We start from the raw sequence: 18,727 nt of genomic DNA, 5'->3' as shown, positions 1-18,727 counted from the left end.
CAAGAATAGTTGACGCTGAAGGAATGGGTATCGATCGAATGTAATCCTGCGGTTTCACGAGTTGGTCATGTGCAATTACTAAAACAGCAGGTATGAATCCGCTTACAACAAATTGTTTGACAATTCCGTGAAGTCGATGTTATAGTCAAATTGTGGGTTATGCAATGAGATGATTCACAGCATTTGAAGATGAAGGGAATGTTTGCACATGCAAGGTAAAGTTAAATGGTTTAATGCTGAAAAGGGTTATGGATTTATCGAGACTGAGCAAGGCGGCGACGTGTTTGTCCATTTCTCCGCAATCCAAACGGAAGGTTTCAAAACACTTGAAGAAGGCCAATCCGTGGAATTCGATATTGTAGAGGGCGCTCGCGGACCACAAGCAGCAAACGTAGTTAAACTGTAATCATTCGGCTGATCCAGCCAACTCATATTATGGATCATCACATATGCGATTAACATCAGCTCCGGAAAACCGGGGCTTTTTTTTATTGTATTTTGCATATACAGATATACATATGTACTTGCATGAGCACCCTCAGTTGTGAATATTCTATTACATCTACTAATTTATTTATCTGAAAATTCGAAATAAAACAAAAACTATTTTGATCTCAGCGCTTACATATGATATAATAAGCACATGTAAAGGAGGAGTTCCCCATGAACTACAACATTCGAGGTCAACACTTTCAAGTGACAGACGCATTGAGAGAATACGTCGAAAAAAAACTCAGCCGATTGGATAAATATTTCGAAGCACCAATCAACTCCGATATTAACGTGACATTATCCGTCACCAAAGGCAAACATGCAGTTGAGGTGACCATTCCGCTCACCGGCGTTATGCTCAGAGCCGAAGAGAAAAGCGAGGATATGTACGCATCGATTGACTTGGTTGCGGACAAACTCGAACGACAAATTCGCAAACATAAAACAAAAGTAAATCGCAAATTCCGTCAAGGCAGCGGTGTACGTGCACTGTTCAAGGAGGAAGGCTCCGCAGTGGGCGTGTTAGAGGAAGAAGACGATTTGGAATTAGTACGAACCAAACGTTTCGCACTCAAGCCAATGGACGTGGAAGAAGCGATATTACAAATGAATATGGTAGGACATAGCTTCTTCGTATTCTCGAATGTAGACAACAAGGAAGTCAGCGTTGTATACAAACGAAGCGACGGGAAATATGGATTAATTGAGCAAGGATAAGCGTCATTATACTTAACATTGAAGGGCCTTTTCTCCGATAAGGAGGAAGGCTTTTTCTTTTACAAGTATCCTCGTTGCGGCGGTGTCTACAAACTGATACAATTTAATGCAAAGAGGCGTAATTACGAAAGGGGAATTCCATGCTCGGATTAGTGAAGAAGATATTTGGTGACCATAACGAGCGCGAGGTAAAACGGCTCCAGCGGACGGTTGATGAAATAAATGCGATAGAGTCGAAGTATACGGCATTGTCCGATGAAGCGTTGCGCGCAAAGACTGAGGAATTCAAAGCAAGAATTGAAAAAGGCGAAGCGTTGGAAAAAATTATGCCTGAAGCATTCGCGACAGTTAGAGAGGCTTCCAAGCGAACGCTAGGTATGCGCCACTTTGATGTGCAACTGTTAGGCGGTATGGTATTGCATGAGGGCAAGATCGCGGAGATGAGAACGGGTGAAGGTAAGACGCTCGTTGCGACGCTTCCGGTTTATTTGAATGCTTTGCTGGGCAAAGGTGTACATGTTATTACCGTCAATAACTATCTGGCACAGCGGGACAGTGAGCTTATGAGCGAGCTGTATGGCTTCCTAGGTATGACGGTTGGCTGTAACCTTCATGGCTTGTCGCATGATGAGAAGCAAGCGGCTTACGCTTGTGACATTACGTATGGAACGAATAATGAATTCGGCTTCGATTATTTACGTGATAATATGGTGCTCTACAAGGAACAAATGGTTCAGCGCCCGCTATATTTTGCTATCATCGATGAAGTGGATTCCATCTTGGTCGATGAGGCGCGGACTCCGCTTATTATTTCCGGACAAGCAGCGAAGTCGACAGAGCTTTATTTTGCAGCCGATCGTTTTATTAGTCGTTTGAAGCCTGAAGAGGATTTCACGATTGATATTAAGCTGCGCAGTGTCATGCTGACAGAATCAGGCGTTGAGAAAACGGAGAAAGCTTTCCAGATCGAGAATTTGTTCGACCATGCGAACGTGACGCTTAACCATCATGTTCAGCAAGCGCTCAAAGCAAACTTTATTATGAAGCGCGATGTGGATTATGTTGTGGAAGAAGAAGAGGTTGTCATTGTCGATGAGTTCACCGGCCGTCTGATGTCCGGACGTCGTTACAGCGATGGCTTGCACCAGGCGATCGAAGCGAAAGAGCAACTGAAGGTTCAGAATGAGAGCATGACGCTTGCGACAATTACATTCCAGAACTATTTCCGTATGTACCGTAAACTTGCTGGTATGACTGGTACGGCAAAAACGGAGGAAGAAGAGTTTAAACGGATATATGGCCTTGATGTTATACAGGTACCTACGAACCGTTCTATGATCCGTAAGGATATTGCAGACGTAGTCTACAAGTCTGAGAACGGCAAGTTTAAAGCGGTTGTGGAAGAAATCGTAGAGCGCCACAGCAAGAACCAACCGGTGCTTGTCGGTACGATTTCCATTGAGAATTCGGAGAAGCTATCTGATATGCTCAAACGCCGCGGCGTAACGCATAAGGTGCTTAATGCGAAGTTCCATGCTGAGGAAGCAGAAATTATTTCACGTGCAGGACAGGCGGGTTCCGTTACGATTGCAACAAATATGGCTGGTCGTGGTACGGATATTTTGCTAGGTGATGCTGTTGCTGATCTTGGCGGTCTGCACATTATCGGCACAGAGCGTCATGAGAGCCGTCGGATTGATAATCAGCTGCGTGGTCGTGCCGGCCGTCAAGGCGACCCGGGCTCGTCACAGTTTTACTTGTCGCTTGAGGACGAGCTGATGCGCCGCTTCGGTTCTGAGAATATTATGGGCATGATGGACAAGCTCGGTCTTGATGAGGATCAGCCGATTGAAAGCCGTATGATCTCAAGAGCGATTGAATCTGCACAGAAGCGCGTTGAGGGCAACAACTTCGACATTCGTAAGGTAGTCCTTCAGTATGATGATGTGATGAACCAACAACGTGAGGTTATTTATAAACAGCGCCGTGACATTCTAAGTTCGGAAAATATTCGTCAAGAAGTAATGGATATGCTTAAGCCTGTTATTGAGCGTATTGTAGAAGCACATTGTGCAGAGGACATTCCGGAAGAGTGGGATCTTCAAGCAATCGTGGATTACGCGCATGCGACCTTCTTGAACGAAGGATCTTTGACTAAGGAAGAGATCTGGGGCAAAGAGAAAGAAGAGATCGTCGACTATATTTTAGCCGAGGTCGTAGCTTCTTACGATGAGCGCGAGGAAGAGCTTGGCGCGGAAACGATGCGTGAATTCGAGAAGGTTGTCGTACTGCGCGCAGTTGATAGCAAATGGATGGATCATATTGATGCGATGGATCAGCTTCGTCAAGGTATCCATCTACGTGCATATGGCGGTACCGATCCTCTTCGTGAGTATCAGTTCGAAGGCTTCGAGATGTTCAAGGAAATGATCGAAAGCATTCATGAGGAAGTTGCTAGATATATCATGAAGGCGCGTGTAGAGAACAACCTAGAGCGTCAAGAGGTTGCTCAAGGTCAAACGACGACGACAAGTGGCGGCGGAGAAGCGATTGAGAAGCGTCCGGCTAAGCGCGAGGAGCGCGTTGGACGCAATGATGTTTGTCCTTGCGGCAGCGGCAAGAAGTATAAGCTTTGCCACGGTAAGTAAGGCACGGCATTGGAAGACACGGAATAATGTAGAGAACGAACAATTATTTTGAGGTGAAGCGGACGCTATGATAGACATAACGGTGAAACAAGACCTGCGTGAAATGGCTAAGCGTCTCCAAGAGCTTAGGGGGTCTCTTTGACTTAGATCTTAAGCAAGAGATCATTGCCAACTTCGAGGAGAAGATGACATTTCCTGATTTTTGGGATGATAATGAAAAAGCACAGAGCGTCATAGCGGAACTGAATGCTGTGAAGTCCGTCGTTGACCATTATGATGGGCTGAATAGCGAGCAGGAAGACCTGCAGATGATGCTGGAGCTGGCGGAGGAGGAAAGCGATGATTCGCTAGCCTCCGATGTTGTGAGCGGCGTTGAGAAGCTTATGCGCAAGGTCAGTGACTTTGAACTGCAATTGCTCCTTAACCAGCCCTATGACAAACTCAATGCCATTCTGGAGCTGCATCCTGGCGCAGGTGGAACCGAGTCGCAGGACTGGGGCTTGATGCTGTACCGGATGTACACGCGCTGGGCGGAGAAGAGTGGCTTCAAGGTAGAACTGCTTGATTATTTGCCTGGTGATGAAGCTGGAATCAAAAGTGTTACCATTCTCGTCAAAGGCTTCAATGCTTATGGGTATTTGAAGGCTGAGAAAGGTGTACATCGACTTGTTCGTATTTCTCCATTCGATTCTGCGGGCCGTCGGCATACATCGTTCGCGTCCTGTGATGTCGTGCCGGAGATTGATGACAGTATCGAGATCGAGATACGCTCAGAGGATTTGAAGGTAGATACGTACCGCGCGAGCGGAGCAGGCGGTCAGCACGTTAATAAGACGGAGTCGGCCATTCGTATTACGCATATTCCTTCGGGTATTGTAGTTGCTTGTCAGCAAGAGCGCTCCCAGATTCAGAACAGGGAACGTGCGATGAAAATGCTTCGCTCCAAGCTGTATGATCGAAAGATTGAAGAACAGTTGAAGCATCTTGCCGATATACGAGGCGAGCAATCTGAGATTGCCTGGGGCAGCCAAATCCGGTCATATGTATTTCATCCTTACAGTATGGTTAAGGATCATCGGACTTCGGTTGAGACAGGCAATGTTGGAGCAGTCATGGATGGCGATATTGATGCGTTTATTGATGGGTATTTGCGTCATCAGATTTGACATGCTTAAACCATAGTAATAGGGGAAGAGTTCCGACACGGTCAGCGTGTGGAGCTCTTCTTTTTGCGATAAATCAGCTTGGAAGGAGGTATGTGGAATGAACGCTAATGCAATGAAAAGAAGGAAGAGCGGACCGAGCTTGAGTCCGCGTGCCCAATCAACATGGAACATAGCACAGCTACTTATCGGGTCGGTTGTTGTAGCGATAAGCTTCAATATGTTCATGGTACCGAATGGTATTGCCTCTGGCGGTGTATCAGGCGTGTCTATTCTGGTGCAGAGGGTAGCGAACATTACGCCTGCAATTACACAGTGGGCCATCAACATTCCGCTGTTCATCGCAGGCCTGTGGCTGCTAGGTAAGAAGTTTGCCGCGAAAACGGCGCTGGGCTCCATCATATTGCCGCTATTTATTTTGCTGACGGCTGGGTTCGAATCGCCTACGGACAATCCTCTTCTTGCAGCTATCTATGGCGGTATTGGAGTTGGCCTTGGGCTAGGTTTGGTGTTTCGTGGAGGTGCTTCCACAGGTGGTTTGGACTTGGCAGCGCAAATTCTGCATCGGTATACGGGATTGCCGCTAAGCTTAGCTATCGTTTGCTTTGACGGTTGTGTGATTGTGGCGACAGGCATCATCATATCACCCGAGGTTGCTTTATACGCGTTGATCGGTTTATTCGTAACAAGCAAGACGATTGATTTCGTTCAAAGTGGATTGCAGCTATCCAAAGTAGCATTCATTATTAGCGATTATTCAGAAGAGGTGAGCTCCGCGATATTGAATGACTTGGATCGTGGTTTAACTCGTCTTGATGGTCACGGTGGATATACAGGGGCAGGTCGTACTGTTCTTATGGTAGTGGTTGGGCAGAATGAGGTTCCTAAGTTGAAGCAGTTGGTACGGACGATTGACCCTGGCGCTTTTGTCATTATTAGCAACACGGCTGAGGTGCTGGGGCAAGGATTTAAGCTTGAAGCTTAGTTTAGATATAGCGGGCTGTATTAAGGGTGAGGGAAAGACGGGAAGAGATACAAGCAAAAGCTGCCGTGAAATGGCGTTGCAGCTTGTATCCTTGTTGGCGATTTAGGTTTAAAGCTTATTTTCGTTTAAGCTTCTCGATATCCGTTTTGAGATTTAGCTGCTCACGATTTAGAATGTCAATGCCAAAGCCATGCGTATTCAACTCGGACGTTACTTTGCGCTCAAAGCTTGCTTGACCAGCATCAAGTCGTTTGGAAATATCGAGCGTTTCTAATGTTGCCTGACGAATGAGTGGAATATCAACGACGAGCCCTTCAATTCGATGCAGGCGCTGGTTTGTCGTTTGCTGCTCGTCCTTTAATTCCGTGAGCGTCTGCTGCATGCTGCCGACGGTACTCTCCAAACCACCAACAGTGTGCTCTAACTTACCAAAGCTTTGCTCCAAGCCACCCACAGTGTGCTCTAATTTACCAAAGCTTTGCTCTAAGCCACCCACAGTGTGCTCTAATTTACCAAAGCTTTGCTCTAAGCCGCCCACAGTATGCTCTAACTTACTAAAACTTTGCCCCAAGCCACCGACGGTATGCTCTAATTTACCAAAGCTTTGCTCTAAGCCGCTTATTGAGCTTTGCATTCCTCCTATGGTGTTCTGGATGCCTTGCTGTCCATCCCTTAATGAACCTAGCTCGTGAAGGATTTGTTGTAAAATTTGTTCTGTCATAATGAAATCGCCTCCCATGCAAATGAATAGCTGTTTAGCTGAATGGAGCTCCGTTCTTCTTTCTCTCGTTGCCAATAGTATATCATTTCTGCTAGTTGTATGATAACATAAAAATAAGAACAGGTGTTCTTGTATTTGCATAAAAGTTTTCATCTATGTTAACTGAGAATGGGTTAAAATGTACACATTTGCTCGTTGTATTAATATGAATTCGAATGTATAATAATACGGAACAACCTGCATATTTCCATCAACTGCCGAATGTTGTACAATTATAAGCTGAAGAAGATGACAACCTTTCCGTACAAGGAAAGAGTAATAGATACAGCCCAGGTGGCGTCATGGGTAAGCCTGCGGCATTTCGTTTCGGGGAGAGAATAATATGAGCTCAAAGGTGAAAATAGCAATTATCGGATCAACAGGCTACGGCGGTGTAGAGCTCATTCGTCTGCTCGCATCCCATCCTCTGGCAGAGGTGACGTCGGTCATTTCGTCTTCCAGCGCAGGTACGCCTATAGCGGAGGGTTATCCGCATTTGACGGGTATCCGTGAGGAACTGCTGGATGATGTAGACCCTGCTGCTATCAAAGCGAAAGCAGACGTTGTGTTTCTGGCTACGCCTGCTGGAGTGGCATCAAAGCTGGTGCCGTCGCTTTTGGAAGCAGGCCTCAAGATTATAGATTTGTCTGGTGATTTCCGTTTGAAATCTCCAGCGCTTTATGAACAATGGTATAAAAAGCCCGCGGCAGATGAAGCTTACTTGAAGCAAGCAGTATTCGGCTTGGCAGAAATTTATGGAGATCAAGTATTGGATTCGCCATTTATCTCTAACCCGGGATGTTATCCAACAGCTACGCTTCTTGGTCTTATTCCTGCAGTGAAAGCTGGCTGGATTGATCCTTCCACGATTATTATTGATGCCAAATCAGGTGTCTCAGGGGCAGGTCGCGGCGCTTCTCTAGGTACGCACTACTCGGAGTTAAATGAAAACCTGAAGGCTTACAAATTAAATCAGCATCAACATATTCCAGAAATCGAAATGGTGCTCTCAGATGCGGCTAACAAGCCGGTTGTCACCACCTTTACGACACATCTTGTACCGATGACCCGTGGTATTATGTCTACGATGTATGCGACTGTACAAGAGGGACACAGCACGGCTGATTTCATTGAGCTTTACCGTTCGTATTACACCAATCGCAAATTTGTACGTATTCGTCCAGAAGGTCAATGGCCGACTACGAAGGAAGTATGGGGCTCCAATTACTGTGATATCGGATTCGCAGTCGATGAGCGTACGGGGCGCGTAACGATTGTGTCTGTTATTGATAATTTGGTAAAAGGTGCGGCAGGCCAAGCCATTCAGAACTTGAACCTAATGATGGGATGGGACGAAACGCTCGGTCTGCAATTTGTACCAGTATATCCTTAATAAAGTATCATACCGTTTTTCAATATATAGGAAAGCATAACATTTTACTAACTTTATCTATATTTCTACGCGAAACGTTAGCTTAGCCGACAGAGGATGGCTTCAGCCGTTTACGCTTGGCTTATATCCGAATTCATACAGGTGAAGGAGAAACGATTTTACGATGGGACAGGAAAATTCGAAAGCTTTGTTCTCAGTCGTCACGGACGGCTCGATTACAACTCCTCAAGGCTTTACGGCAGGTGGACTGCATTGCGGCCTCAAAAAAACGACGCGTCATGATCTAGGTGCTATTGTATGCGAAGTGCCAGCTGCTGCTGCAGGCGTGTATACGACAAATGTATTTCAAGCTGCACCGCTGCAAGTAACTCGCGATAGTATCGCAGCAGGCGGCGTGCTGCGTGCGGTGCTAGTCAACAGCGGCAATGCGAATGCTTGCACAGGCAAGCAGGGAGACGCGGATGCCTACGAGATGCGTGCTAGGTTTGCGGAGTCTGCTGGAGTACCCGCCGAGCAAGTGGCTGTAGCATCAACAGGCGTCATTGGAGAACTGCTCAAGATGGACAAAGTACGAACGGGCATAGACGGATTACCCGCTAAACTTGCAGGTACGCGCGCAGGCGCAGATGATTTCTGTCAAGCAATTCTCACGACAGATTTAGTACAGAAGATGGTGTGTGTGGAGCTTGAATTGGATGGGAAACGCGTTTACGTGGCGGGAGCGGCAAAAGGTTCTGGCATGATTCATCCGAATATGGCGACGATGCTTGGTTTCGTTACGACAGATGCGGCGATTGGCAGCGAGGCGCTGCAGCAATTGCTGCGCCAATCGACAGACCTGACTTTCAATATGATTACGGTTGACGGCGATACGAGTACGAATGATATGCTGGTCGCTATGGCGAGCGGACTTGCAGGGAACAATGAGCTGACGGAAGCTCATGAAGGCTGGGCAGCGTTTGCTGCGGCTATTCGCTACGTATGCGAGGTGCTTGCGAAGGCGATCGCCCGTGACGGTGAAGGTGCTACTAAGCTTGTCGAGGTACAGGTAAATGGAGCGATCAGCGATGATTCTGCTCAAGCCATTGCGAAGACGGTTATTGGTTCATCGCTTGTGAAATCTGCTGTTTTCGGAGCTGATGCGAACTGGGGACGGATCATTGCTGCTGTAGGCCGTGCAGGCCAACCGGTTAACCCGGAAACAGTCGATATTCGTTTGGGTAATATTGTAACATTAGAGCAATCCCGTCCAGTCGTTTTTGATGAGGAGATTGCTTTGGAATATTTAAAAGGTGATACTGTCGTTATTCGCGTTGACTTACATAACGGAGAAGGTCAGGCAACGGCATGGGGCTGTGATCTGACTTATGATTACGTCCGCATTAACGCGGCGTATCGGACGTAATCCAAAAAAGTCTTGGAGGTTTTGATTCAGTGGCGGAGCAACGTTTTGTAATGAAATGTGGGGGCAGCACGCTTGCAGCACTTCCAAACAGCTTTTTCGATGAGCTGCGCAAGCTGCAAGAGGCTGACATTCTTCCGGTAATCGTACATGGCGGCGGTCCAGCGATTTCGGAGACACTTGGCAAGCTCGGAATCGAGACCGGTTTCGTGAATGGCCTGCGGGTAACAAACGACGCCGTGCTCGACGTTGTCGAGATGGTTCTAGCAGGGCGTATCAACAAAGAAATTGTTCGTAAGATCCAACTAAACGGCGCACGGGCACTGGGGCTCTCTGGTGTCGACGGTAAGCTGATACAGGCTGAACCAGTAGCGAATGCGGAAGAGATAGGTTTTGTAGGCGATGTTACCGATGTGAATGCAGCTATCATTGAAGGTGTAATGGAGATGGGCTACATTCCGGTTATTGCTCCAATCGGGATTGATGATCAGGGGCAACGCTACAATATCAATGCCGATACGGCTGCAGGTGCTGTGGCATCCCATTTAGGCGTCGAGCGCATGATTGTAGTAACGGATGTGCCAGGCATTCTCAAAACGGTAGATGGACAAAAGCAGGTGCTTCCGGTTGCTTCCGTTGCCGAGATTGAAGAAATGATTGCCAGTGGTGAAATTTATGGCGGTATGATTCCAAAGGTGCGCGCAGCGATACAGTGTATACAAGGGCGGGTCCGCGAGGTTGTGATTGTAAGCGGCGAGGAGCCGGGCGTACTGACGAGAGCTGTCCGTGAAGGCGGAGTAGGTACTCGGATCGTACAGACGAATGAAGGGCGGGTGTAACGTTAATGAGCGATATAAAAACGGCAGCTGCGGCTGATCAATCTCTGTTTCCTACCTACGCCAGATATCCGATGGCATTGGTTAAGGGCGAAGGAAGCTGGCTATGGGATGACAAAGGAACCAAGTATCTTGATTTCATGAGCGGTATTGCCGTTACGAACTTGGGGCATGCCCCAAAACAAATCAAGGAAGCTTTGATTAAGCAGTTGGATGAGCTATGGCATGTATCGAATCTATTCCATATTCCGAACCAAGCGGAAGCGGGCAAACTTATTACAGACAATAGCTGTGCGGATGCTGTTTTTTTCTGTAATTCGGGTGCAGAAGCGAATGAAGCTGCAATCAAGCTGGCACGCCGATACAATCAGAAGGTGCTGAATAACGGACGTTTTGAAATTATTACGTTTGAGCAGTCCTTCCATGGACGTACGCTTGCTACGCTTACGGCAACAGGCCAAGCGAAGGTAAAGGAAGGTTTTGCACCGCTCCCAGAAGGTTTTGTAACGATTCCACTAAACGATCTCGCAGCACTTGAGGCTGCTGTGTCTGATCGTACAGCAGCCGTTATGCTGGAAATGGTACAGGCAGAGGGCGGGATCAATGCTGTTGACCCTGAATATCTCAAAGCGCTGGTTGCGTTGTGTGAGAAACAAGGCATCCTGCTTATCGTTGATGAGATTCAAACGGGAATGGGACGTACAGGCAAGCTGTTCGCTTACGAGCATTATGGCATTGAGCCGGATATTTTCACAATGGCAAAAGGTCTCGGAAGCGGATTCCCAGTTGGCGCAATGGCAGCGAAGGAAAAGCTGCGCGAAGGGTTCACAGCAGGCAGTCATGGATCGACGTTTGGCGGCACGCCGATTGCGACAGCGGTGGTGAAAGCAACTGTGGAGACGATAGTAGGCGAAGGCCTGTCTGAGCGTGCGGCGCAAAAAGGTGAATACTTGATGGATCAGCTTAGACAGAAGCTCGCGGGCAATGCTTTTGTGCATGAAGTGCGAGGTCTCGGTCTGCTCGTCGGCATCGCGTGTGCAGAACCGATTGCTGATCTTTTGAACAAGGCACAGGAACGCGGATTGATTGCCATATCAGCCGGTCCGGACGTTATTCGTTTATTGCCTAATTTGTTGGTTACGGATGAAGAAATTGACATGGCTGTTGCGATATTAGTGGAGCTATTGGAAGAGAAACGTCCTGTTGCCTAATGAGATTCACAAAGCATATTGTTTTAACCAGAAGGAGGGCTACACCATGCAAGGAACTGTAAATGAAGATATTGCGCAAAGCTTGAAGGGGCGCGATTTCCTAATGCTGGTCGATTTCAAGCCGGAAGAAATTCGTTACTTGATCGATCTAGCCATTGATTTGAAGCAAAAGCAAAAAGCAGGCGAAACGCATCATGTGCTGAAAGGAAAAACACTTGGCATGATTTTTGAGAAGTCATCCACTCGCACACGCGTATCATTCGAAGTGGGGATGTACCAGCTTGGCGGGCAAGGACTTTTCCTCAGCGGGAATGATCTGCAAATCGGCCGCGGCGAGACGATCTGGGATACGGCACAGACGCTGTCGCGTTATCTAGATGGTATTATGATTCGTACCTTCGCGCACCGTAAGGTTGTTGAATTGGCTCGTGGAGCAACGATTCCTGTCATTAACGGGTTGACGGATCTATCGCATCCATGTCAGGCGCTTGCCGATTATCAGACGATTCTTGAGCAGAAAGGCCGTCTGGAAGGACTCAAAATTGCTTATATTGGCGACGGTAACAATATGACTCACTCTCTACTCATGGGTGCTGCCAAGCTTGGTCTTCATATGTCCGTTGCGACACCTGAGGGCTATGAGCCGGATGCAGATATTATTCAACAGACGAAGGATCATGCAGCGGAAACAGGCTCCCAAATCCACATCTGCCGCGACCCGAAAGAAGCGATTGCCGATGCCGATATCGTGTACACGGATGTATGGGCGAGCATGGGGCAGGAAGCGGAGCAGAAGGAGCGGGAAGTTGCTTTTGCCGCTTATCAGGTGAATGAGGCTTTGATTAAATATGCCAAGAAAGATTATCTCTTTATGCACTGCTTGCCAGCTCATCGCGGCGAAGAAGTGAGCGAAGGCGTAATCGATGGCGACAGCTCTATTATTTTTGACCAAGCGGAAAACCGTCTCCATGCTCAGAAAGCGATTATGGCAGCTATTATGTCCTAGCGTACCACTTAACGATATGAATTCATTCGAAAGGAAGTATATATTACAATGGCAAAAGAAAAAATCGTACTCGCCTATTCCGGCGGATTGGATACATCAGTTATCCTCAAATGGTTGAAAGAAACATACGACGCTGAGATTATCGCATTCACAGCAGATATCGGGCAAAAGGATGAGCTTGACGGCTTGGAGGCTAAAGCACTAGCAACTGGCGCATCCAAAGTGTACATCGATGACCTTCGCGAAGAATTCGCAAAGGATTTCATCTATCCGATGTTCCAAGCGGGAACGCTTTATGAAGGTCAATATTTGCTAGGTACTTCGATTGCTCGACCACTTATCGCTAAGCGGATGGTTGATATTGCACGTGCAGAAGGCGCTGCTTATATTGCACACGGCGCAACAGGCAAAGGAAATGATCAGGTGCGTTTCGAGCTGACGGCTGCTGCTTTGGCACCAGAAATCGGTGTAATCGCGCCATGGCGCCTTGAAGCGTTCCGTGAGGAGTTCCCAGGACGCGCAGAAATGATCGCGTACGCTGAGAAGCATAATATTCCAGTAACAGCATCAGCGGCTAAGCCTTATTCGACAGACCGCAACCTGCTGCACATCAGCTTTGAGAGCGGTATGCTTGAAGATCCTTGGTTCGATCCTAGCTCTGAAGAGAACGAGAGCATGTATGTGCTGAGCGTATCGCCAGAGAACGCTCCTGATCAAGCTGAATATGTTGAACTTACTTTCGCAGAGGGAGATTGTACGGCAATCAACGGCAAGGAGCTTAGTCCGCTTGAGGTAATGGATACCCTTAATGAGCTTGGCGGCAAGCACGGTATTGGACGCGTAGACATGGTAGAAAACCGTTTTGTCGGCATGAAGAGCCGCGGCGTTTATGAGACACCAGGCGGAACGATCCTATTCACTGCTCATCGCAAAATGGAATCGTTAACGATGGATCGTGAGGTTATGCATCTACGTGACTCCTTGATCGCGAAATACAGCCAGCTTGTATACAATGGCTTCTGGTTTGCTCCTGAGCGGGTTGCGCTGCAAGCACTTGTAACAGAATCGCAAAAGAATGTAAGCGGCGTTGTTCGTCTGAAACTTTACAAAGGGAACGTTATCGGAGCAGGCGTGCAAAGTCCGGTTAGCTTGTACAACCCTGACATTGCAACGATGGAAGCAGATCCTTCTCAAGCTTACGATCAAGGCGATGCAACAGGCTTTATTCGTTTGAACGCTTTGCGCTTGAAGGTTTCCTCGGCAGTCAGCAATAAATAAGCTTTACAAGGGAGTGTAACGAACCAGTGAGTAAATTATGGGGCGGTCGTTTTACGAAGAAAACGGATCAATTGGTAGAGGAATATACAGCTTCTATTATGTTCGACAAAGAGCTTGCCGAGGAGGATATCCAAGGCAGCATTGCACATGTGACGATGCTGGGCAAGCAAGGTATATTGCCGGCTGACGACGTAGAGAAGATTAAAGACGGCTTGCACCGTGTCTTGCAGCGAATCAAACGTAACGATATCGAATTCTCTATTGGTGATGAAGATATTCATATGAATATCGAGAAAACGCTCATAGATGATGTAGGCTCCGTTGGCGGTAAGCTGCACACGGGACGCAGTCGGAATGACCAAGTGGCAACAGATATGCATTTATGGCTTCGCAAACGCGTTGTCGAGTTCGTCGATATGCTCTACAAGCTGCAATTGGCGCTTATTGAGCAAGCGAAAGCGAATATCGATACAATTGTTCCTGGATACACGCATTTGCAGCGTGCACAGCCGATTCTGTTCGCGCATCATTTGATGGCTTACGTTTCCATGTTCGGGCGTGACATCGAGCGTTTGCAGGACAGCTACAAACGTATTAACGTATTGCCGCTAGGCGCGGGAGCACTTGCGGGAACGACATTCCCAATTGATCGTCACTTTGTGGCGAGTCAGTTGAAATTCGACCGCGTCTATGAGAACAGCCTTGATGCAGTAAGTGACCGTGACTTTATCGTTGAGTTTCTTGCTGACGCGTCGATCATTATGATGCATCTATCTCGTCTCAGCGAAGAGCTCATTCTATGGTCAAGCACCGAGTTCCATTTCGTCGAGCTTGATGATGCTTTCTGTACGGGCAGCAGCATTATGCCGCAGAAGAAAAATCCGGACGTTCCTGAGCTCGTGCGCGGCAAAACAGGTCGTGTTTACGGTGATCTTGTCGGCTTGCTGACTGTGCTCAAATCCTTGCCGCTTGCCTACAACAAGGACATGCAGGAAGACAAGGAAGGTATGTTCGACACCGTGAAGACGCTCCAAGGCGCACTTCAACTGTTCGCTCCTATGATTGCTACAATGAAGGTGAACAAGGAACGTATGCGTCAAGCCGTGAATCAGGATTTCTCGAATGCGACTGATATTGCAGATTTCCTCGTAGGCAAAGGATTGCCTTTCCGCCAAGCGCATGAAGTGATCGGCAAAACGGTATTGTACTGCATAGAGCAAAACAAATATTTGCTTGATCTAACGTTGGATGAATTCAAGCAGTTCTCGACGCTGTTCGATGACCGCATTTATGCAGTGCTTCAACCTGAGCAAGTTGTCAATGCACGTAATGTTTACGGCGGCACAGCCAAAACGCAGGTGCAGGATGCAATCGGACGTGCTGAGGTTGTACTAGAGCAGACTGCAGCGTGGGTAACTGAATATTTAGAACGCAGCAGATAAAACATAACGCCATTCGTGGTGTTGATTGTGAAAAGCAGTTCGGCGAGGCCTTAACAGGCAATCAGCCGAACTGCTTTTTTGCTGTTCTTATCGACTTTACCAGGTGTAGCTGCTCCTTAACTTATTCAATAAGACTGAGCATTAAATGCCGTCCTCCAATATAGGCTCCTTTGTGCTCGGAGCAGGAGTTGGTGTTACAGCTGGTCCGCCAATTTCCTTGCGTGGTCCAACTTCGATCAGTGTGGGTTGTGCTTTATAAGTATCACGAGATATACGATCACGAGAAATGAGCTTGCCATTTTTCGTAAGCGTGCGATAGGTTTCGACAATGTAGCCTTGCTTTCCTTTTTCTAGGATGACTTTCTGGCCAGGCGATAATTGAGCATTGTTTCTTTCCTGAATGGAAGGGGCGATCGTCTGGAGCGTGACGGATTCGATATCATAGTTCTCCTCAGCGTTCATCGTTCCGAATAGCTTGACGGTAAGTCTGCGATCCTCTACTTGCGTTCGAATGATCAAATGTTTGCCAGTCGTATTCTTGAAACGGAAGTTAATCGCATCGCCCGCATAGGTTGCATCTTGGCCGATCGGCAAATAAGCGACAGGCAAGGAGTGGTTGCGACGCTCAACAATTTCGAGACCGGCTCGCAGCGCTGCATTGTACAATGTACTCGATACTTGGCATATTCCACCACCGATGCCGGGAACTAGCTTTCCGTTTAGAATAACAGGCGCTTCTCGATATTCGTACAGTTCCTCAGCGCGTTTTATCAGCTTGTTGTAGTCAAACACTTCTCCGGGTGCAAGCTCCCAGTCGTTAAGAGCTTCGGCCGTAACGGTAACGTTATAGGCACGTCCCTCCGCACTCGTCTTGAAATCTGTGGAGAAAGACATGATTTTACGTTCGATTCCTTCATCCTTCAGTTTCTCCAGCGTAAGTTCGGGGTGAACGGTCGAAATCGGTAGGGAGGCTTCATAAGCCTTCTCGACCGGAGCTCCGATTTTTTCCTTAGGAACGATAACCCATTCATCAACGCGAGCGGTTAGTTCAGCTGTATCCAGTCGATAAGCATCTACATGAGGCTCATAAACAATCTGGTCGTCACCCGTAATTGTTCGCGTGGCATTTTTGGTTTCATTCTTTTCGATCCAGCTCCATTGCTTGCGTACGGCTGCATCGAACACATCAGGATTCCAGCTTTGAAGGAGCACATATGTTTTTTGAAATTGATACCGATAGACGGCACGCTCCCATATATCGCCTTCAGTGAGCTTAGCTAAAGCTTCCCGTGCACCGGTGAATGCTGCTTTGTAGCCGAGCTCGGAGACGGTCCAGCTCTTGCTGTCGCTTGCTGCCGCTGTAGAAGCTTGAATCGAAATTGTCCTCTGCAGCAGCGCTTGCTCATATTGATCCAGCACATGCAGCGCTTCTTGCAGCGGTAAGCCGCCAATGGCAATACCGCCGGCATCAACCTGCTCGGGAACTGTTTTTTGCAGTGCGTAATTCCAGACAAAGCCTGAGCTTACAGCTGCGAGAAGCAACAGGGAAGCAGCGATGATGATGCCAATATGAATCCGTTTTATGATATGAATCACTCCTTTCTGCATGTGGAAAACAAGGCAGTACTTCATGTATATGCTCCATACGCTGTAATTTTGTCTATAGCGAATTCAACGGTTGATTCGACAAACGATTTTTTATGAGATTTGTGAAAAATGAGGAAAGCGAGCTTCTCATGAAGGAATTCAGCACAAACTGTCGAAATAGTAGTACTGACTATAAACAGGATGTGATAATGTGATTGAGATGCAAGACATATGGAAAACGTACACCGACGGAACGCATGCGTTAAGAGGCGTCTCTGTTCGTATAGATCGCAACGAATTTGTTTATTTAGTAGGACCATCAGGCGCAGGGAAATCTACGTTTATGAAGTTAATTTATCGTGAGGAAGTTCCGACGAAGGGTCAAATTTCAGTCAATGGATTTAATATAGGAAAACTAAAGCCGCGCAAAATTCCATTTGTGAGGCGCAACATAGGCGTTATTTTTCAAGATTTCAGATTATTACCCAAATTAACGGTATTCGAAAACGTCGCTTTTGCGATGGAGGTTATAGAAGCGCCGACTAGAGTGATTAAGAAAAGGACGATGGAGGTGCTAGACCTCGTTGGACTGAAACATAAGCATGCTAGCTTACCGGCGCAGCTATCCGGCGGAGAGCAGCAGCGCGTCTCGATCGCAAGGGCGATCGTTAATAATCCGTCTGTCATTGTTGCGGACGAGCCTACAGGAAACTTAGATCCAGAGACGTCGCTGGGTATTATGAATTTGCTTGAGGAGATTAACTTCCGCGGGGCGACGATCGTAATGGCTACTCATAATAAAGACATCGTAAATTCTATGCGCAAGCGCGTTATTGCAATCGAGAATGGTGATATCGTACGTGATGAGGCTAGAGGGGAGTACGGCTATGAAGCTTAGAACCGTAACCCGGCATTTCCGTGAGGGCGCCAAAAACATCATCCGAAATGGCTGGATGTCTTTCGCATCGATGAGCTCGATATTTATATCGCTTTTCATACTCGGTGTATTTTTACTGCTAGCCTTGAATGTTAATCATATGGCTGCTCAAATCGAGAGTCAGGTTCAAATTCGTGTGTTTCTTCAGCTTAATGTGGAGCAAGAAAAAATAACGGAGCTCCAGAACAAGATCGGTAATCTTACCGAGGTGAGAAAAGTAACATTTGTTTCGAAAGCGGAGGGTCTTGAGCTGCTGAGAAAAAACTTGGGCGAGGACAACAAGGACTTGCTGGATGGTTATGAGAAGGAAAAAAATCCGCTGCCTGATTCGTTTACGGTAGAGGTTTATGATCCGCAATCGATCGAGGCTGCAGCAGAGCAGATCGAAGCGATCAATAAAGCAGACGAGCTTATCCCCATTGCTAAGGTCAAGTACGGGCAAGGCACAGTAGAAACGTTATTCAAAATTACCAATGCTGTTCGTTACATAGGCATAGTGGTTGTAATCGGATTGTCGGTCACAGCGATGTTCCTAATCTCGAATACGATTAAGATGACGATTATCGCAAGAAGAAGAGAAATCGGCATCATGAAGTTGGTAGGTGCGACCAATTCATTTATTCGGTGGCCGTTCTTCATTGAAGGTGCCTTGATTGGCATTATTAGCTCCGTTGTTACGACGGCAGCTGTATTGCTTGGATATTCACAGCTTGTGAAATTTTCGCAAATGGAATTGTCTTTGATGATGATTAAGCTGGTTACGGTAGAGGAGTCAGGTCTGCTGACAGCGACGCTGCTCATTGTACTTGGAACGCTTCTTGGTGTTTGGGGCAGTACGATTTCGATACGCAAGTATTTGAAAGTGTAGGT

16 protein-coding genes are annotated in these 18,727 nt (G+C 47.3%); 14 read left to right on the top strand and 2 right to left on the bottom strand.

What is annotated here, in order from left to right:
• The first annotated feature begins 208 nt into the window (after positions 1 to 208).
• The 5 genes from FGT79_RS15210 (at position 209) to FGT79_RS15190 (ending at position 6,005) form a co-directional block, all read left to right on the top strand.
• Positions 209 to 406 (top strand): cold-shock protein, encoded by a 198-nt coding sequence (locus FGT79_RS15210; RefSeq protein WP_028608231.1) that lies wholly within the window; start codon positions 209 to 211, stop codon positions 404 to 406.
• Between the two features lie 257 nt (positions 407 to 663).
• Complete coding sequence (gene hpf, locus FGT79_RS15205; RefSeq protein WP_138753683.1) at positions 664 to 1,209, top strand: ribosome hibernation-promoting factor, HPF/YfiA family; 546 nt, start codon at positions 664 to 666, stop codon at positions 1,207 to 1,209.
• Between the two features lie 140 nt (positions 1,210 to 1,349).
• The gene (secA, locus tag FGT79_RS15200; protein WP_138753682.1) at positions 1,350 to 3,857 is read left to right on the top strand and encodes a preprotein translocase subunit SecA; all 2,508 of its coding nucleotides are present in this window, start codon (positions 1,350 to 1,352) and stop codon (positions 3,855 to 3,857) included.
• 67 nt (positions 3,858 to 3,924) lie between these two features.
• Positions 3,925 to 5,023 (top strand): peptide chain release factor 2 gene (gene prfB, locus FGT79_RS15195; protein ID WP_138753681.1). Its coding sequence is split into 2 segments (ribosomal slippage): positions 3,925 to 3,996 and positions 3,998 to 5,023, totalling 1,098 coding nucleotides; the frame shifts between segments, so codons are not numbered across the junction.
• A 97-nt stretch (positions 5,024 to 5,120) separates the two neighbouring features.
• Complete coding sequence (locus FGT79_RS15190; protein ID WP_138753680.1) at positions 5,121 to 6,005, top strand: YitT family protein; 885 nt, start codon at positions 5,121 to 5,123, stop codon at positions 6,003 to 6,005.
• Between the two features lie 115 nt (positions 6,006 to 6,120).
• Here FGT79_RS15190 and FGT79_RS15185 read toward each other — a convergent pair whose 3' ends face one another.
• Positions 6,121 to 6,726, bottom strand: a complete 606-nt coding sequence (locus FGT79_RS15185) for a hypothetical protein (RefSeq protein ID WP_138753679.1) — start codon at positions 6,724 to 6,726, stop codon at positions 6,121 to 6,123.
• 382 nt (positions 6,727 to 7,108) lie between these two features.
• Between FGT79_RS15185 and argC the strand changes: the two genes are divergently transcribed.
• The 7 genes from argC to argH all read left to right on the top strand — a co-directional run bounded on the left by argC (position 7,109) and on the right by argH (position 15,333).
• Positions 7,109 to 8,158 (top strand): N-acetyl-gamma-glutamyl-phosphate reductase, encoded by a 1,050-nt coding sequence (argC, locus tag FGT79_RS15180; protein WP_138753678.1) that lies wholly within the window; start codon positions 7,109 to 7,111, stop codon positions 8,156 to 8,158.
• Between the two features lie 163 nt (positions 8,159 to 8,321).
• A complete protein-coding gene (gene argJ / locus FGT79_RS15175; RefSeq protein WP_138753677.1) occupies positions 8,322 to 9,563 on the top strand; it encodes a bifunctional ornithine acetyltransferase/N-acetylglutamate synthase in 1,242 nt (413 codons plus the stop codon).
• Positions 9,564 to 9,613: 50 nt separating this feature from the next.
• Positions 9,614 to 10,399, top strand: a complete 786-nt coding sequence (gene argB, locus FGT79_RS15170) for an acetylglutamate kinase (RefSeq protein ID WP_138754037.1) — start codon at positions 9,614 to 9,616, stop codon at positions 10,397 to 10,399.
• A 5-nt stretch (positions 10,400 to 10,404) separates the two neighbouring features.
• A complete protein-coding gene (locus FGT79_RS15165) occupies positions 10,405 to 11,607 on the top strand; it encodes an acetylornithine transaminase (RefSeq protein ID WP_138753676.1) in 1,203 nt (400 codons plus the stop codon).
• 46 nt (positions 11,608 to 11,653) lie between these two features.
• Positions 11,654 to 12,613, top strand: coding sequence for an ornithine carbamoyltransferase (argF, locus tag FGT79_RS15160; RefSeq protein WP_138753675.1), 960 nt, complete (start codon positions 11,654 to 11,656; stop codon positions 12,611 to 12,613).
• Positions 12,614 to 12,661: 48 nt separating this feature from the next.
• The gene (locus tag FGT79_RS15155; RefSeq protein ID WP_138753674.1) at positions 12,662 to 13,891 is read left to right on the top strand and encodes an argininosuccinate synthase; all 1,230 of its coding nucleotides are present in this window, start codon (positions 12,662 to 12,664) and stop codon (positions 13,889 to 13,891) included.
• Between the two features lie 26 nt (positions 13,892 to 13,917).
• Complete coding sequence (gene argH, locus FGT79_RS15150; protein WP_138753673.1) at positions 13,918 to 15,333, top strand: argininosuccinate lyase; 1,416 nt, start codon at positions 13,918 to 13,920, stop codon at positions 15,331 to 15,333.
• A 141-nt stretch (positions 15,334 to 15,474) separates the two neighbouring features.
• On the opposite strand, the gene FGT79_RS15145 is transcribed toward argH, so the two are convergent.
• Positions 15,475 to 16,965 (bottom strand): VanW family protein, encoded by a 1,491-nt coding sequence (locus tag FGT79_RS15145; RefSeq protein ID WP_138753672.1) that lies wholly within the window; start codon positions 16,963 to 16,965, stop codon positions 15,475 to 15,477.
• A gap of 166 nt (positions 16,966 to 17,131) precedes the next feature.
• Between FGT79_RS15145 and ftsE the strand changes: the two genes are divergently transcribed.
• Both ftsE and ftsX read left to right on the top strand, forming a co-directional pair.
• On the top strand, positions 17,132 to 17,818 hold the full coding sequence (gene ftsE / locus FGT79_RS15140) for a cell division ATP-binding protein FtsE (RefSeq protein WP_138753671.1): 687 nt from the start codon (positions 17,132 to 17,134) through the stop codon (positions 17,816 to 17,818).
• A complete protein-coding gene (gene ftsX / locus FGT79_RS15135) occupies positions 17,808 to 18,725 on the top strand; it encodes a permease-like cell division protein FtsX (RefSeq protein ID WP_138753670.1) in 918 nt (305 codons plus the stop codon). Before ftsE ends, ftsX begins: the two co-directional genes overlap by 11 nt.
• The last annotated feature ends 2 nt before the right edge of the window (positions 18,726 to 18,727 follow it).

The sequence above is a fragment of the Paenibacillus sinopodophylli genome, assembly GCF_005930355.1.
In the GTDB taxonomy this organism is placed as follows: domain Bacteria; phylum Bacillota; class Bacilli; order Paenibacillales; family Paenibacillaceae; genus Pristimantibacillus; species Pristimantibacillus sinopodophylli.
Note: the sequence above shows the minus strand (reverse complement) of the source record. Positions and strands in the feature narration are given on the sequence as shown.

What these genes read in the sequence shown, in the direction of transcription:
- FGT79_RS15210 (WP_028608231.1), top strand. Translation starts at nt 209, where the DNA reads ATGCAAGGTAAAGTTAAATGGTTTAATGCTGAAAAGGGTTATGGATTT.
- ftsX (WP_138753670.1), top strand. Translation starts at nt 17,808, where the DNA reads ATGAAGCTTAGAACCGTAACCCGGCATTTCCGTGAGGGCGCCAAAAAC.
- FGT79_RS15145 (WP_138753672.1), bottom strand. Translation starts at nt 16,965, where the DNA reads ATGAAGTACTGCCTTGTTTTCCACATGCAGAAAGGAGTGATTCATATC.
- hpf (WP_138753683.1), top strand. Translation starts at nt 664, where the DNA reads ATGAACTACAACATTCGAGGTCAACACTTTCAAGTGACAGACGCATTG.
- FGT79_RS15165 (WP_138753676.1), top strand. Translation starts at nt 10,405, where the DNA reads ATGAGCGATATAAAAACGGCAGCTGCGGCTGATCAATCTCTGTTTCCT.
- FGT79_RS15190 (WP_138753680.1), top strand. Translation starts at nt 5,121, where the DNA reads ATGAACGCTAATGCAATGAAAAGAAGGAAGAGCGGACCGAGCTTGAGT.
- argB (WP_138754037.1), top strand. Translation starts at nt 9,614, where the DNA reads ATGAAATGTGGGGGCAGCACGCTTGCAGCACTTCCAAACAGCTTTTTC.
- FGT79_RS15185 (WP_138753679.1), bottom strand. Translation starts at nt 6,726, where the DNA reads ATGACAGAACAAATTTTACAACAAATCCTTCACGAGCTAGGTTCATTA.
- argC (WP_138753678.1), top strand. Translation starts at nt 7,109, where the DNA reads ATGAGCTCAAAGGTGAAAATAGCAATTATCGGATCAACAGGCTACGGC.
- FGT79_RS15155 (WP_138753674.1), top strand. Translation starts at nt 12,662, where the DNA reads ATGGCAAAAGAAAAAATCGTACTCGCCTATTCCGGCGGATTGGATACA.
- argJ (WP_138753677.1), top strand. Translation starts at nt 8,322, where the DNA reads ATGGGACAGGAAAATTCGAAAGCTTTGTTCTCAGTCGTCACGGACGGC.
- argF (WP_138753675.1), top strand. Translation starts at nt 11,654, where the DNA reads ATGCAAGGAACTGTAAATGAAGATATTGCGCAAAGCTTGAAGGGGCGC.
- secA (WP_138753682.1), top strand. Translation starts at nt 1,350, where the DNA reads ATGCTCGGATTAGTGAAGAAGATATTTGGTGACCATAACGAGCGCGAG.